This window comes from Bacillus sp. FJAT-14266, from assembly GCF_001719225.1.
Lineage (GTDB): Bacteria > Bacillota > Bacilli > Bacillales > Bacillaceae > Bacillus > Bacillus subtilis.
Genome location: NZ_CP017072.1, coordinates 1,346,559 through 1,361,212 on the forward strand (window position 1 = coordinate 1,346,559; position 14,654 = coordinate 1,361,212).

Genomic DNA, 14,654 nt, shown 5'->3' on the forward strand with positions numbered 1-14,654 from the left:
TAAATCCGCCAAAAAAAACGAATCATGTGAAAAGCCGCTAAGCCCTTGTTTAGCGGCTTTGTTTCTGCTGATAGCTTAATCTTTTCTGGGCCGACCAGCAGTGGTATACTAAAAACCGTCCCAGAAAACTATAAGGGAGTTAGAGATAAATTATGAGTTGGCTTCATAAATTTTTTGATTTGTTTTTAGGCGAAAGCGAAGAGGATGCTGAACGGGAGACAAAACCCGCTCAAATTCCGCAGCAACAAGAAGTACATCATCCTGAAGGACAATTAAAAAGATTGGAAGATCCTAAAATATATTATGAATATCCAAAAGGCAAATTCCGTTTTCCAGTCGTGCCTGACGGATACAAAAATCATGACCTGAGAAGGCGCCGCACACCATCGGACGAACCGAAATCCGCGCCTCGTCCAAGTGCTGCACCTTACAGAGAGCGTCCCAGAAATGAAGAAGAGCAGCATACATATCAAGCAGCAGAGCCGGCGAAGAAACCGTTTAAACCGACAAATATCCCTTCGCCTGTCTATGGATTCAATCAAAAACCATCTGTTAAAAAGGATGTGCCGAAAAAGCCTTCTGAAACATTGAACGAACCGGATAAATCGGTAAAAGAGAAGGTAACACTGCTGTCAGAAGAGATCGAACGTGAACGCGGCTATCCTGCTTCAGACACACAGGCGCATTCCAAAATAGAAAGTCCTTTCTTCCCGGATACCCAATTTGAAAAACAGCCTTCTGGCGTTTTAAACAGAAAGGATACGGAGCATGATGAGGCGCTGGCGAAACGGCCAGCCGAGCCGTCAGGTAACAAAGTGCCATTTGAGTCAGGCGTTCAACAGCCGGAAAAAGAGGAGCCTTTCTTCCCAGCTGAACAAGCCGAAGAGCAAACACCGCCTGAGATGCTCACAGATACGGCGGCTGAAGGGCTTTCAGACAGTGAAGTAGGCCGCGAAGAGCCTGCAACGGCTGAGGAAGAACAAAGGGAGCAGCAGCCAGAGAAATTTGAAGAGCCTGTTTTCTCCGCTGAACTTGATGAAGAGCAAACAGCTCCTGAATCTCAGACAGAGGCAGTATCTGAGGATGAAAAAGCAAAAGAGCCGTCAGACAGCCCAGTATACAATCATCATGAAAACGCGGCAGAAGGTGCTGAGTCCCCGTTCGTTCAAGAAGAACAAATGGACATTCGTCAGGAAGAGCCTTTATTTACTGATCATGAGTATTCATCAGAGGCTCTGGCTCAAGCAGAAACTGTGGCAAAAGAATCAGAAGAGCCATCAGAAAGCATAATAAATAATCATTATGACACCCTGGGAGAGGCTCAGGAAACGAAGATAGATGTTCAGCCAGACAGCCATACAGAGCTTGAGAAAACTGAACACATGGAGCAGGGTTCCAAATCGTCTACTGCAACTCTTGAAAACCGGCAGGAAATTCGCGCAGACAAACCTCGCGAAGCTTCAGAAGAGCCGAAAAAAAGGCCTGGTGTACAGGAGAAAAGGACTGAACAAAGCGCATCTTCTCAAAAAGGGCCATCCGTTCCTTTTAATGTGATGATGCTGAAAAGAGATACGCATAAACAGCAAAAAGCAGAGGAGCGCCGCGGCAGCTATGTATTTCCGAATGTTGCACTGCTTGATGTCCCGCCAGCGCAGGTTCAAGATGATACTGCGTGGATCGAAGAACAGCGTCAGCTTCTTGATTTGACCTTGAAAAATTTCAATGTCCGCGCCAATGTGGTCCATGTAACCCAGGGTCCGTCTGTCACGAGATTTGAAGTGCATCCTGAACCGGGTGTAAAGGTGAATAAAATCACCAACTTGTCCGATGATATTAAACTCAGTCTCTCAGCTAAAGATATTCGGATTGAAGCGCCGATTCCGGGGAAAAACACGATCGGAATTGAAGTGCCGAACCGCACGAGCAAGGTGGTTGATTTGCGCCAAATGATTCGCAGCTCAGCTTTCAGGACAAGCAAGTCACCGCTCACAGCTGCGCTGGGATTAGATATTTCGGGAAATCCTGTTGTTATCGACTTGAAGAAAATGCCGCATGGCTTGATTGCCGGCGCTACAGGCTCCGGAAAAAGCGTATGCATCAATACAATATTAGTAAGCCTGCTTTATAAAGCTGACCCGAGTGAGGTAAAGGTGCTGCTGATTGATCCGAAAATGGTAGAGCTGGCCCCTTACAATAAAATTCCTCACCTCGTCAGCCCGGTCATTACTGATGCTAAAGCGGCTACGGCTGCTTTGAAATGGGTCGTTGAGGAAATGGAGCGCCGCTATGAGCTTTTTGCCCATTCAGGTGTCCGCGACATTGACCGCTTTAATCAATTAACCGCTGAACACCAAATGGGTGAAAAGCTGCCGTATTTAGTTGTCATTATTGATGAGCTTGCAGATTTGATGATGGTGGCTCCAAACGATGTGGAAGAAAGCATTGCGCGGATCGCCCAAAAAGCCAGAGCGTGCGGTATCCATCTTCTCGTCGCAACTCAGCGTCCGTCAGTCGATGTCATTACAGGTCTGATTAAGGCGAATATCCCAACGAGAATCGCCTTTTCTGTCTCAAGCCAGGTTGATTCCCGAACAATTATTGATATAGCCGGTGCAGAAAAGCTTCTCGGAAAAGGGGATATGCTCTTTTTGGAAAACGGCTCGGGAAAACCGGTTCGTCTGCAAGGTAACTTTGTGTCAGACCGGGAAATCGACCGCGTCGTTTCCCACGTCAGAAGCCAAATGCCGCCGACCTATTTATTTGAACAAGAAGAGCTCGTAAGACAAGGATCTGCCCTGAAAGAAGAGGACGAACTGTTTTACGAAGCGTGTGAGTTTGTTGTAGAGCAAAACAGTGCGAGCACTTCAAGCCTGCAAAGAAGATTCAGAATCGGTTACAATCGTGCGGCAAGGCTGATCGACATGATGGAAGCGGAAGGCATGATCTCTGAGGCAAAAGGAAGCAAGCCTCGAGAGGTGCTGATCACAGCAAGTGATTTAATAAACGAATAATATGGGTTCATTTTCACACCAAACATGGTATGATAGTGTTTAGAGCATTTAACAGCTATGCCGCTTTACAGCAGCTGTGCATAGACAAATCTTGATATCTGGGTTTAATCGGAAAGAAATAACCTGATACTAAACATAACAAAACATATAAAATACGCCGCTAAGGGAGGCTTTTCAGCCGCCGCGGTCGCAAATTGAAATGAGCGTCATATACTGGGGAACAGATAGACGTTTGTTGGAGGTACAATTATGACTGTTTATCATTTTGTTGGAATAAAAGGGACCGGTATGAGTCCGCTTGCCCAAATACTTCATGATAATGGATATACTGTCCAAGGATCGGATATCGAAAAATTTATTTTTACGCAAACAGCGCTTGAAAAAAGAAATATTACGATTCTTCCTTTTAGCGCGGAAAATATTAAACCCGGCATGACAGTCATCGCCGGAAACGCATTCCCAGACACGCATCCTGAAATAGAAAAAGCGATGTCTGAGGGAATTCCGGTGATACGTTATCATAAGTTTTTAGGCGACTACATGAAAAAATTCACGAGTGTTGCCGTTACGGGCGCACACGGCAAAACGTCGACTACGGGTCTGCTGGCTCACGTGATCCAAAACGCAAAACCGACGTCTTTCTTAATCGGAGACGGAACAGGCCAGGGAAATGAAAACAGCGAATACTTTGTGTTTGAAGCGTGCGAATACCGCCGCCATTTCTTAAGCTATCAGCCAGATTATGCGATTATGACGAATATTGATTTTGATCACCCTGATTACTTCTCAAGCATTGACGATGTATTTGACGCTTTCCAAGAGATGGCTCTTCAAGTCAACAAAGGCATTATTGCCTGCGGAGACGATGAGCATCTGCCGAAAATCCATGCGAACGTCCCGGTTGTGTATTATGGCACGGGGGAAGAAAATGATTTTCAAGCCAGAAACATCGTAAAAAGCACGGAAGGGACAACTTTTGATGTCTTTGTCCGCAATACGTTCTATGATACGTTTTATATTCCTGCGTACGGCCACCACAATGTATTAAACTCATTGGCGGTCATTGCGTTATGCCATTATGAAGAAATTGATTCCAGCATCATTAAGCATGCTCTCAAATCCTTTGGGGGCGTCAAACGCAGATTCAATGAGAAGCAGCTTGGGGATCAAGTGCTGATTGATGACTATGCCCATCATCCGACAGAAATAAAAGTGACAATCGAGGCGGCAAGACAGAAGTATCCTGATCGGGAAATTGTCGCGGTATTCCAGCCTCATACATTTACCCGGACGCAGCAGTTCCTTGACGAATTTGCAGAAAGCCTGAGCGGCGCCGACTGTGTGTATTTATGCGATATTTTCGGCTCAGCCCGTGAGAATGCCGGAAAGCTGACGATCGGCGATCTCCAGGGAAAAATTCATAATGCCAAGCTGATTGAAGAAGATGACACATCTGTTTTAAAAGCTCATGATAAAGCCGTTCTCATCTTCATGGGAGCAGGAGATATCCAAAAATATATGAGAGCCTATGAAAACGTCATGGCATAATAAAAAGCAGTGATCTCACTGCTTTTTATTTATCTGATGGGAAAGCTTATTAAAGGATTTTCTTACATAACGGAGAATAGTATGTATACAGCCCAGTACACATGTTTAGGATTGAAGAAAACGGGTAAACAGCAGTATATCCTGCAGCAAGGAGGTTTGAGATGATTATTATTCTTTATTTGAGCGTTGCACTCATCGCAGTTGCATTTCTCGTATTAGTGATCTACTTGTCTAAAACATTGAAGTCACTGCAGCTGACACTAAAAAACGTCGCATCCACTCTTGAAGGGCTGGAGGGACAAATGAAGGGCATCACAACTGAAACAGCCGAGCTTTTACATAAGACCAACCGCCTGGCTGAAGATATTCAGGAAAAATCAGAAAAGCTGAACACGGTCGTTCATGCTGTTCAAGGAGTGGGAGCTTCTGTACAGCAGTTCAATACATCCATGAAACAAGCGGCAGGGTCTGTATCGGCATCAGTTAGAGAGAATCAAGATAAGATCAATCAAGTTGTCACTTGGAGTCAAGCAGCAATGGAAATTTGGGAGAAATGGAAGCAAAAGAAAAAATCAGCCCTGTAAGAGAAAAAAATACTAAGAGGAGGAATAATGATGAGCAAAGATGGAATTAATAGTAAAGATTTTTTAATCGGAACTTTAATCGGGGGAATCATCGGTGCCACTACAGCTCTTTTTCTAGCGCCTAAATCAGGCAAAGAACTTCGCGACGATCTCGGCAGCCAGGCTGTTGCCTTACGGGACAAAACTGATAAAATGACGGCAGATGCGAAGGAAAAAGGCACGCAATATGTCAGCATCGCAAAAGACAAAACTTCCAACATCACACAGCTTGTAGCGGATCAGTCTGGACAGATCATGAACAAGGTAAAGGATTTGAGAGACCGTTCCAAATCTGACAAAACGGATTCATCGACTGCAATGCAAGATATGAGGGAAGAAGCGATGCAGGCAGCTGATGAAACAAAAGATCAAGTCCTCCAGACGAAAGAAGATGTAAAAGACGAACTGAAAGATGCACAAAAACAGGCTGAGCAGTTGAATCGCTGAGCAGGGAAGGAAGAGCTTGAGTCATGGCTAAACAGCTTATTCAATCTGAGGAAGAATTTAAACGGATTGCAGAACAGGAAGGCGTTTTCGTCTTCTTGAAACACAGCACCACATGCCCGATCAGCCAGGCAGCATTTCATGAGTTTGATGCCTTTGCAAATCAGCATGAGGATGTGCCGGCTTACTATCTTCAAGTACAAGAAGCCCGGCCGCTGTCCAATTTCATTGCAGAAACATATGGGGTCAAGCATGAAAGCCCTCAGATATTCATCATCCAGAACGGTGAAGTGAAATGGCATACCTCACATTCACAAATTACAGAAGCCGCTATTGAGCAGCATTTGTCATAGAAAAAAGCGTCCAGATATCATCTGGCGCTTTTTTTTGTAAAAAACCCTTGAACATTGCCCTCACATCATGTAGGATAGCTTCATAGATTACTTTATCACTTAAAAGCGTTTGGGTAATAAAGTAGAGTTTTTATAAAATTTTTTGTATTTCAGTATTTCCATTTGGAATTACTTATAGTAAGATGCATGATAACTACAAAATAAAAAATGAATGTGCAGGGAAAGGATGAAAAAAATGAGCAACACAGAGTTAGAGCTTTTAAGGCAGAAAGCAGACGAATTAAACCTACAAATTTTAAAATTAATCAACGAACGCGGCAATGTTGTAAAAGAGATCGGTAAAGCGAAGGAAGCACAGGGTGTCAACCGATTTGACCCTGTCAGAGAACGCACAATGTTAAACAATATCATTGAAAACAATGACGGGCCGTTCGAAAATTCAACCATCCAGCACATTTTTAAAGAGATATTCAAAGCCGGTTTAGAGCTTCAGGAAGAAGATCACAGCAAAGCGCTGCTTGTCTCCCGCAAGAAAAAACCTGAAGATACAATTGTTGATATCAAAGGCGAAAAAATCGGAGACGGCCAGCAAAGATTCATTGTCGGCCCATGTGCGGTAGAGAGCTATGAGCAGGTAGCTGAAGTCGCTGCAGCTGCGAAAAAACAAGGGATTAAAATTTTGCGCGGTGGAGCCTTTAAGCCTCGTACGAGCCCATACGATTTCCAAGGGCTTGGTGTTGAAGGCCTTCAAATTTTAAAACGTGTAGCGGATGAATTTGATCTGGCGGTTATCAGTGAAATCGTAACTCCGGCTCATATCGAAGAAGCGCTGGACTACATTGATGTCATTCAAATCGGAGCGCGCAACATGCAAAACTTCGAATTGCTGAAAGCGGCCGGCGCCGTGAAAAAGCCAGTGCTTCTGAAGCGCGGTCTTGCTGCAACGATCTCTGAATTCATCAATGCTGCTGAATACATCATGTCACAAGGAAATGACCAAATTATCCTTTGTGAGCGCGGAATCAGAACATATGAAACAGCAACGAGAAACACGCTGGATATTTCAGCTGTGCCGATTTTGAAACAAGAAACGCATTTGCCAGTCTTTGTTGATGTTACGCATTCAACAGGCCGCCGTGACCTCTTGCTTCCGACAGCTAAAGCCGCTTTAGCGATCGGTGCTGATGGCGTAATGGCTGAGGTTCACCCTGATCCGTCAGTCGCACTTTCTGACTCTGCTCAGCAAATGGCGATTCCTGAATTCGAAAAATGGCTGAATGAACTGAAGCCAATGGTGAAAGTCAACGCTTAATTGAACAATCCAAAAGGCCGCGCCTGCGGCCTTTTTTTATGCTTTCTCGTTTATTTAGTTATAAAAACCAAGTATACGTTTTCATCATCTATAAAAACGTGTATAATTTCATGAGAAGTAATTAAATTTGATGAATAATGAAAAATAATGTACACTACTGACTTACGCTTACAAATCATAAACGACATAAATTCGGACATTATGACATTTCTCTACATAAAGTGTTTATGCTATAGATAAGGATAAGTGTATCCAGTAAAAGGAGTGGTTTTAGGATGAGCAATATTACGATCTACGATGTAGCGAGAGAAGCTAATGTAAGCATGGCAACCGTTTCCCGTGTCGTGAACGGCAACCCGAATGTAAAACCGACAACGAGGAAAAAAGTCTTGGAAGCCATTGAACGTCTCGGTTACCGTCCAAACGCGGTGGCAAGAGGGCTGGCAAGTAAAAAAACAACAACTGTAGGTGTCATCATTCCCGATATCTCAAGCATTTTCTATTCAGAGCTTGCGCGCGGAATTGAAGATATCGCGACAATGTATAAATACAATATTATTTTGAGCAACTCTGACCAAAACATGGAGAAAGAGCTGCACTTGTTAAACACAATGCTCGGCAAACAAGTGGACGGCATCGTGTTTATGGGCGGAAACATTACGGACGAGCATGTGGCGGAATTTAAGCGTTCTCCAGTGCCGATTGTACTTGCCGCTTCTGTAGAAGAGCAGGAGGAAACACCGTCAGTCGCTATCGATTACGAACAGGCGATTTATGATGCCGTGAAGCTTTTGGTTGATAAAGGACATACAGACATCGCGTTCGTTTCCGGACCAATGGCAGAACCGATCAACCGTTCGAAAAAACTCCAAGGCTACAAACGTGCGCTTGAAGAAGCGAACCTTCCGTTTAATGAACAATTTGTAGCTGAAGGGGATTACACATATGATTCCGGACTCGAAGCACTGCAGCATCTGATGAGCCTGGATAAAAAACCGACAGCCATTCTTTCTGCAACTGATGAAATGGCACTCGGCATTATCCATGCCGCTCAGGATCAGGGCTTATCCATTCCGGAGGATCTCGACATTATCGGTTTTGATAATACAAGATTAAGCCTCATGGTTCGTCCTCAGCTTTCAACAGTTGTTCAGCCGACATATGATATCGGCGCCGTTGCGATGAGACTGCTGACGAAGCTCATGAATAAAGAGCCGGTTGAAGAGCATATCGTCGAACTGCCGCACCGTATAGAGCTTAGAAAGTCAACCAAGTCATAAGAAAAACAAAGAGCAAGCTTCACCTTTATGGTGAATTCTTGCTTTTTTCATGGGGAGAAATGATGAAACGTTTTGATTATCTTACACCTGTTGGATTTGTGTTAGGAACGATTATTATTGTTATCGGGATTATTTCAGGATCGGGAGTAAGCGGTTTCCGCTCTTTTCTTGATCTGACCTCTTTCTTCATCGTAACAGGGGGACTTTGCGCCGCTGTTTTTATCAGTTTTCCGCCAAGTGAGCTGAAAAAAGCGCCCTCTGTGTTAAAGCAGGCATTCATCCGCCAGGAAGACAATGTGAAAGATCTTGTGAAAACCTTTGTTTCCCTTTCCGATCACGCGCGAAAACACGGGCTTTTATCATTGGATGATCAGGCTCGGGAAATCAAAGATCCATTCTTGAAAAAAGGGCTGCTTTTAGCGATTGACGGCTGGGATGAAGAAACGATTCGGCTCGTCATGGATTCAGAAATCGCAGCAATGGAGGAACGGCACCGAAAAGGGCGGCGAGTTTTTGAAAAAGCGGGAGAATTCGCTCCGGCATGGGGAATGATCGGAACACTCGTCGGGCTTGTGCTGATGCTCAAAAACTTAAACGACCCGCATATGCTCGGACCAAACATGGCCATTGCGCTTCTGACGACTTTATATGGTTCATTACTGGCAAATATGGTCTTCAACCCGATCGCGGCTAAGCTTGAAGAGAAAACAGAAAGTGAAATTTTCATCAAGCAGGTAATGGTGGAAGGGATTATCGGTGTTCAATCCGGAAAAAACCCGCGCAACCTTGAAAGCCAGCTGGTCGTTTTCAGCTCACGGGAAGAATGGCAGAAGCAGCCAAAACAAGTAAAAACAAAAAAGGGATCTGTACATGAAGCTTAGAAGAGAACGTTTTGAAAGAAGGAATGGAAGCGGAAAAAACAGTCAATCTTCATCCAGCTGGATGGTAACCTTTACAGATCTGATCACCTTGATCCTTGTGTTCTTTATTTTACTCTTTTCGATGTCCCAAATCGATCTGCAAAAATTCAAAGCGGCAGTGGACTCGATCCAGAAGGAAGGCAACGGGCTTCAGCCGGACCAAACATCCATAGAAAAAAAGAATACATCCCCATCTGATACGAAGAAGCAAGAGGATCAGCAGGATCAGCTTCTCAAGAAAGTAAATACATATATAAAAGACAATCATTTGAAGGCCCAAATGACAGCCAAACGGGATGAACGCGGTGTCGTGCTCGTTCTTCAGGAGGCTGTGCTGTTTGATACAGGTGAGGCAAAGGTGCTGAAAAATGCCGAAACACTTCTTCACCAAATTGCCGTTCTTCTTCAAACAATTCCAAATGACATTCAGGTTGAGGGACATACAGACAGCCGAAACATTTCGACATACCGATACCCGTCGAACTGGGAGCTATCAGCAGCACGGGCAAGTGGAGTGATTCAATACTTCACGTCTAAAGAGAAGCTTCCCTCCAAGCGCTTTATTGCTGTCGGTTATGCGGATACAAAGCCAGTAAAGGATAACAAGACAAATGAACACATGAAGGAAAATCGGCGTGTGGAAATAGTGATTAAAAAATCAAAAACGACCTCTTCGTAAAGGTCGTTTTTTACTTTGTTCTTTGCTGTTCAGAACGTATCGCATATAATGCTTTGCTGACAGTTTGGGCATTTTTTTCTGTAATTTCAGGCTTGCGGGGAATCGGAGGATATAAATCAGCCGGATCGCTCCAGCTCGACGGAAGGGCCACGGGGCATTGTTTTTGCCATTTAACAATCCATTCCGGCGGGATCTCGTGACCCGGGTCAATTCCCTTCATTTCAAGCCATATTCTGGCCCAGGCGCGGGGCACGACACGCCAAATATCATATCCGCCGCCTCCGACTGCAATCCATTTCCCTCCGCAATATTGATGAGCCAAAGTGTGTGCAAGACGGGGGATTTCTTCGTATATATTGATTGTTGCTGATAAATGCGTCAGCGGGTCGTAGTAATGGGCATCGGCGCCGTTTTGGCTGATAATGACATCGGGCTCGAAATACGCGGCGACTTCTGAAGCTGCTGTCCGGTAAGCCTCAAGAAAAGAATCATCCTCTGTAAAAGCGTCAAGCGGAATATTAAAGGAATAGCCATATCCTTTTCCGCTTCCTTTTTCTTGGATCTGACCGGTTCCAGGGAATAAATACCTTCCTGTTTCATGAATGGACAGCGTGCATACGTCAGGATTATCGTAAAATGTAAATTGCACACCGTCCCCGTGGTGGGCGTCCGTATCAATATAAAGCACTCTGGCGCTATATTTTTTCTGGATATATTGAATAGCCACAGCGCTGTCGTTGTATATGCAGAATCCTGATGCTCTCCCGCGAAAGCCGTGATGAAGCCCTCCGCCAAGGTTTGCCGCATGCAGGGCTTGTCCTGACATGACCCAGTCTGCGGCCGTTAAAGTGCCGCCGACCAAGAGTGATGCCGCTTCGTGCATGCCGGCAAAGACGGGTGTGTCTTCAGTGCCGAGCCCGTAGCTTTCTCCTTCTTCAGCGGGAAGCTTTCCGGCGCCCGCAAGCTTTACGGCCTGAATGTAATCGTCCGTGTGGACAAGGGAAAGCTCCTCTTCTGAAGCGAGTCTGGGGGTGACAATGTCTCCATCATCAAAGGCATTGATCGTCTTAAGCAAATCATATGTTAACAGAACCCGCTGCTGATTAAAGGGATGCTCCTGATGAAACATATAGGTTTGGTAGGATGGAGAATAGATAAATACACTGTCTCTCATAGCAGATCCCTTTGCTCTGACGGCCATACGACGTGGTGTCCATTTCTTTGTAATGCCTGCAAAAACGGCAGCGGATTCATCGTTTTTACACGGAAGACAAGCACTTTTACACCGGGATCGTCATGCGGATAAACAAGCACGCTTAATATTTTCACTTGAAGGTCTTGGCAAAGACTGCTGATCTCAGCGAGGCTTTTGGTGATGTCGTTTACTTTTATCTCAATTTGCGAGCCCGGCTGGTCAGCGCCTGTCAATTTGACAAACGTCCGCAGCAAATCGGTTTTTGTTAAAATGCCTATTAATTTTTGATGGTGTACCACTGGTAGGCAGCCGATGCCATGCTCGTAGAACACGGCTGATATTTCTTCGACAAAATCTAACGGGTGGGCGCAGACAACATCCTTTTTCATAATTGAATCTACGCTTCGTGTGAGAAATAGGCTTCGTTTGTTTTCTTCAAAAATACTCGGGCTGGCCTGTTTCATGTCCCTGTCTGTAATCATGCCGATCACGTGTCGTTCTTCATCTACAACAGGCAGATGCCTGATATGGAATTCCTTCAGTTTGCATATTGCTGTTTCAAGCGTATCCGTCTTCGTTAATGTAATGACATCTCTTTTCATGATTTGCTCAACAATCATTATTTTTTCCCCTTTGTCAGTGTCAGTTAATACATATAACGATGATAAAAACGGAGCCTGTCAAATTGCTCAATTGATTCTTGGCTGACGTTTTTTCCAATGCGGGCCATCAGACAGTTTGCAGGGTGGGAGCTGATCTCCGGCTCATCCGTTGCAAACCAGACCAATCCGCCTGCATTCATCATCTTTTCCATGATCTTTCTGTATTCCCACACATCTTTTTTCATCCCTTTTAAATCCCAATGCCAGTAATATTCTGTCGTCATCACAATGTAGTTTTCCATTTGTTCATCCATCATGCTGACGGTCAGGAGCGTCTTTCCGACAGCGCATCCCCGATAGTCCGGCGCTACTTCGATGGCTCCGAGCTCAATCAAATCCTCCATATTTCCTTCAGACCATCTTTCGAGCGGGTCAGGATATAAATACGTGACATAGCCGACAATGGTTCGGCCGTCTCTGGCAATAATAATGCGCCCTTCGGGAAGGCCTGCAATGTCGACTAGCGCTTCATGCTGCTCGCGAGGCGGGCGAAATGCGGTTAAATCTTTATGAAACTCATAACCTGCCAAATCCTCTGGAGAGACAGGCCCTTCTATCAGTAAAGAGCCGGTTGCTGTTTTGATGTTTGCTGAATGGTATGTTTTATGATGTTCCACTAATTCACCGTCCCATCAATTCTTATCAAAAATACATGCCTTCTTTAAGAATACCAAATTATAAAGCGTTTTCAACATGGTTTATATTTTAAAAATTGAGAAGAATATGAATATATACTATAATAATTGTGACAACTTCAGCAAAGGGGGATGTTTGGGCATGAACTTGAAAGCGTTACCAGCAATAGAGGGGGATCATAACTTAAAAAACTATGAAGAAACGTACCGGCATTTTGATTGGGCCGAGGCAGAGAAACATTTCTCTTGGCATGAGACAGGGAAACTGAATGCGGCGTATGAAGCGATTGACCGCCATGCCGAATCGTTTCGAAAAAACAAAGTAGCGCTTTATTATAAAGACGCAAAAAGGGATGAAAAATACACATTTAAAGAAATGAAGGAAGAATCAAACAGAGCCGGGAATGTGCTGAGACGGTATGGAAATGTGGAAAAAGGGGACCGCGTTTTTATTTTTATGCCGAGATCACCCGAGCTTTATTTTATTATGCTTGGCGCAATCAAAATTGGCGCCATCGCCGGGCCGCTGTTCGAAGCATTTATGGAGGGAGCGGTGAAAGACCGGCTTGAAAACAGTGAGGCAAAGGTTGTTGTCACAACGCCTGAGCTGCTGGAGAGAATACCGGTAGACAAACTGCCTCACTTGCAGCATGTCTTCGTAGTCGGGGGAGAGGCTGAGAGCGGCACGAATATCATCAATTATGATGAAGCAGCGAAACAGGAAAGCACAAGATTGGATATCGAATGGATGGATAAAAAAGACGGCTTTCTGCTTCACTATACATCAGGTTCCACTGGTACGCCAAAGGGCGTGTTGCATGTCCATGAAGCGATGATTCAGCAATATCAAACAGGAAAGTGGGTCCTTGATTTAAAGGAAGAAGACATTTATTGGTGCACGGCTGATCCAGGCTGGGTGACAGGTACGGTATACGGCATTTTTGCACCGTGGCTGAACGGAGCGACAAATGTCATCGTCGGCGGACGTTTCAGCCCGGAAAGCTGGTATGGAACGATTGAACAGCTTGGCGTCAATGTCTGGTACAGCGCGCCGACAGCTTTTCGGATGCTGATGGGAGCGGGAGATGAAATGGCTGCGAAATATGATCTAACTTCACTCCGGCATGTGCTCAGTGTCGGTGAGCCGCTAAATCCGGAAGTCATCAGATGGGGACATAAAGTTTTTAACAAACGAATCCATGATACCTGGTGGATGACCGAAACGGGCAGTCAGCTCATCTGCAACTATCCTTGCATGGATATTAAACCGGGTTCAATGGGTAAGCCGATTCCAGGAGTGGAGGCAGCGATCGTTGACAATCAAGGCAACGAGCTACCGCCGTACCGAATGGGCAATCTCGCCATCAAAAAGGGCTGGCCTTCCATGATGCATACCATTTGGAATAACCCTGAAAAGTATGAATCGTATTTCATGCCGGGCGGCTGGTATGTGTCTGGGGATTCTGCTTACATGGATGAAGAGGGATACTTTTGGTTCCAAGGCAGAGTTGATGACGTCATCATGACCTCCGGTGAGCGCGTCGGCCCATTTGAAGTGGAAAGCAAGCTTGTCGAACATCCGGCTATTGCAGAAGCAGGCGTTATCGGAAAGCCTGACCCGGTGCGTGGAGAAATCATTAAAGCCTTTATTGCACTCAGGGAAGGATTTGAGCCGTCTGATAAACTGAAAGAAGAGATCCGCCTATTTGTAAAGCAGGGTCTTGCAGCCCATGCGGCTCCGCGTGAGATCGAATTTAAAGATAAGCTTCCGAAAACCAGAAGCGGAAAGATCATGAGGCGCGTGCTGAAGGCATGGGAGCTTAATCTGCCGGCTGGAGATCTGTCAACAATGGAGGATTAAAAGGCGGCGTTGACACAGGATTTTATTTATGTTAAAAATGATATAGCTTCATATGAAAAGGTAAAGATTGAGACAAGTAGAATATCCTTACGTTCCAGAGAGCTGATGGCCGGTGAAAATCAGCACAGACG

The 14,654-nt window shown here is 45.0% G+C and carries 13 protein-coding genes and 1 other annotated feature (1 of these 14 only partly in view); of the genes, 10 read left to right on the forward strand and 3 right to left on the reverse strand.

The window, feature by feature from the left end; translation table 11 throughout:
- Window positions 1-152: 152 nt before the first annotated feature.
- The 9 genes from sftA (at window position 153) to motS (ending at window position 10,170) form a co-directional block, all read left to right on the forward strand.
- The gene (gene sftA / locus BGM23_RS06985) at window positions 153-3,011 is read left to right on the forward strand and encodes a DNA translocase SftA (RefSeq protein ID WP_003229272.1); all 2,859 of its coding nucleotides are present in this window, start codon (window positions 153-155) and stop codon (window positions 3,009-3,011) included.
- 249 nt (window positions 3,012-3,260) lie between these two features.
- Entirely contained in the window at window positions 3,261-4,559 is a 1,299-nt protein-coding gene (gene murC, locus BGM23_RS06990; RefSeq protein ID WP_003229274.1) for a UDP-N-acetylmuramate--L-alanine ligase, read from the forward strand.
- A 161-nt stretch (window positions 4,560-4,720) separates the two neighbouring features.
- Window positions 4,721-5,143 carry a DUF948 domain-containing protein gene (locus BGM23_RS06995; protein WP_003229276.1) on the forward strand — a complete coding sequence of 141 codons (423 nt, stop codon included), beginning with the start codon at window positions 4,721-4,723 and terminating at the stop codon, window positions 5,141-5,143.
- A gap of 30 nt (window positions 5,144-5,173) precedes the next feature.
- Window positions 5,174-5,629: a YtxH domain-containing protein gene (locus tag BGM23_RS07000; RefSeq protein ID WP_004398549.1), complete on the forward strand. Its 456-nt coding sequence runs from the start codon at window positions 5,174-5,176 to the stop codon at window positions 5,627-5,629.
- 23 nt (window positions 5,630-5,652) lie between these two features.
- A complete protein-coding gene (gene ytxJ, locus BGM23_RS07005) occupies window positions 5,653-5,979 on the forward strand; it encodes a bacillithiol system redox-active protein YtxJ (protein WP_003229280.1) in 327 nt (108 codons plus the stop codon).
- Window positions 5,980-6,214: 235 nt separating this feature from the next.
- Window positions 6,215-7,291, forward strand: coding sequence for a bifunctional 3-deoxy-7-phosphoheptulonate synthase/chorismate mutase (locus tag BGM23_RS07010; protein WP_003223454.1), 1,077 nt, complete (start codon window positions 6,215-6,217; stop codon window positions 7,289-7,291).
- Window positions 7,292-7,566: 275 nt separating this feature from the next.
- Window positions 7,567-8,571 carry a catabolite control protein A gene (gene ccpA / locus BGM23_RS07015; RefSeq protein ID WP_003229285.1) on the forward strand — a complete coding sequence of 335 codons (1,005 nt, stop codon included), beginning with the start codon at window positions 7,567-7,569 and terminating at the stop codon, window positions 8,569-8,571.
- Between the two features lie 62 nt (window positions 8,572-8,633).
- The gene (gene motP / locus BGM23_RS07020; RefSeq protein WP_004398692.1) at window positions 8,634-9,452 is read left to right on the forward strand and encodes a flagellar motor protein MotP; all 819 of its coding nucleotides are present in this window, start codon (window positions 8,634-8,636) and stop codon (window positions 9,450-9,452) included.
- Window positions 9,442-10,170: a flagellar motor protein MotS gene (motS, locus tag BGM23_RS07025; protein ID WP_003229290.1), complete on the forward strand. Its 729-nt coding sequence runs from the start codon at window positions 9,442-9,444 to the stop codon at window positions 10,168-10,170. Before motP ends, motS begins: the two co-directional genes overlap by 11 nt.
- A 10-nt stretch (window positions 10,171-10,180) precedes the next feature.
- Here the strand turns inward: motS and BGM23_RS07030 are convergent, their stop codons facing one another.
- The 3 genes from BGM23_RS07030 to acuA are packed head-to-tail and all read right to left on the reverse strand — an operon-like array spanning window position 10,181 to window position 12,644.
- Window positions 10,181-11,344, reverse strand: coding sequence for an acetoin utilization protein AcuC (locus BGM23_RS07030; RefSeq protein WP_004398517.1), 1,164 nt, complete (start codon window positions 11,342-11,344; stop codon window positions 10,181-10,183).
- Window positions 11,341-11,985 carry an acetoin utilization AcuB family protein gene (locus BGM23_RS07035; protein ID WP_003229294.1) on the reverse strand — a complete coding sequence of 215 codons (645 nt, stop codon included), beginning with the start codon at window positions 11,983-11,985 and terminating at the stop codon, window positions 11,341-11,343. Before BGM23_RS07035 ends, BGM23_RS07030 begins: the two co-directional genes overlap by 4 nt.
- Window positions 11,986-12,011: 26 nt before the next feature.
- On the reverse strand, window positions 12,012-12,644 hold the full coding sequence (gene acuA, locus BGM23_RS07040; protein ID WP_003229296.1) for an acetoin utilization protein acetyltransferase AcuA: 633 nt from the start codon (window positions 12,642-12,644) through the stop codon (window positions 12,012-12,014).
- A 160-nt stretch (window positions 12,645-12,804) separates the two neighbouring features.
- On the opposite strand from acuA, the gene acsA reads away from it, so the two are divergent.
- Window positions 12,805-14,523, forward strand: a complete 1,719-nt coding sequence (gene acsA, locus BGM23_RS07045; RefSeq protein WP_004399030.1) for an acetate--CoA ligase — start codon at window positions 12,805-12,807, stop codon at window positions 14,521-14,523.
- A gap of 54 nt (window positions 14,524-14,577) precedes the next feature.
- Window positions 14,578-14,654 (forward strand) — a binding site (T-box leader) (it continues 160 nt past the right edge of the window).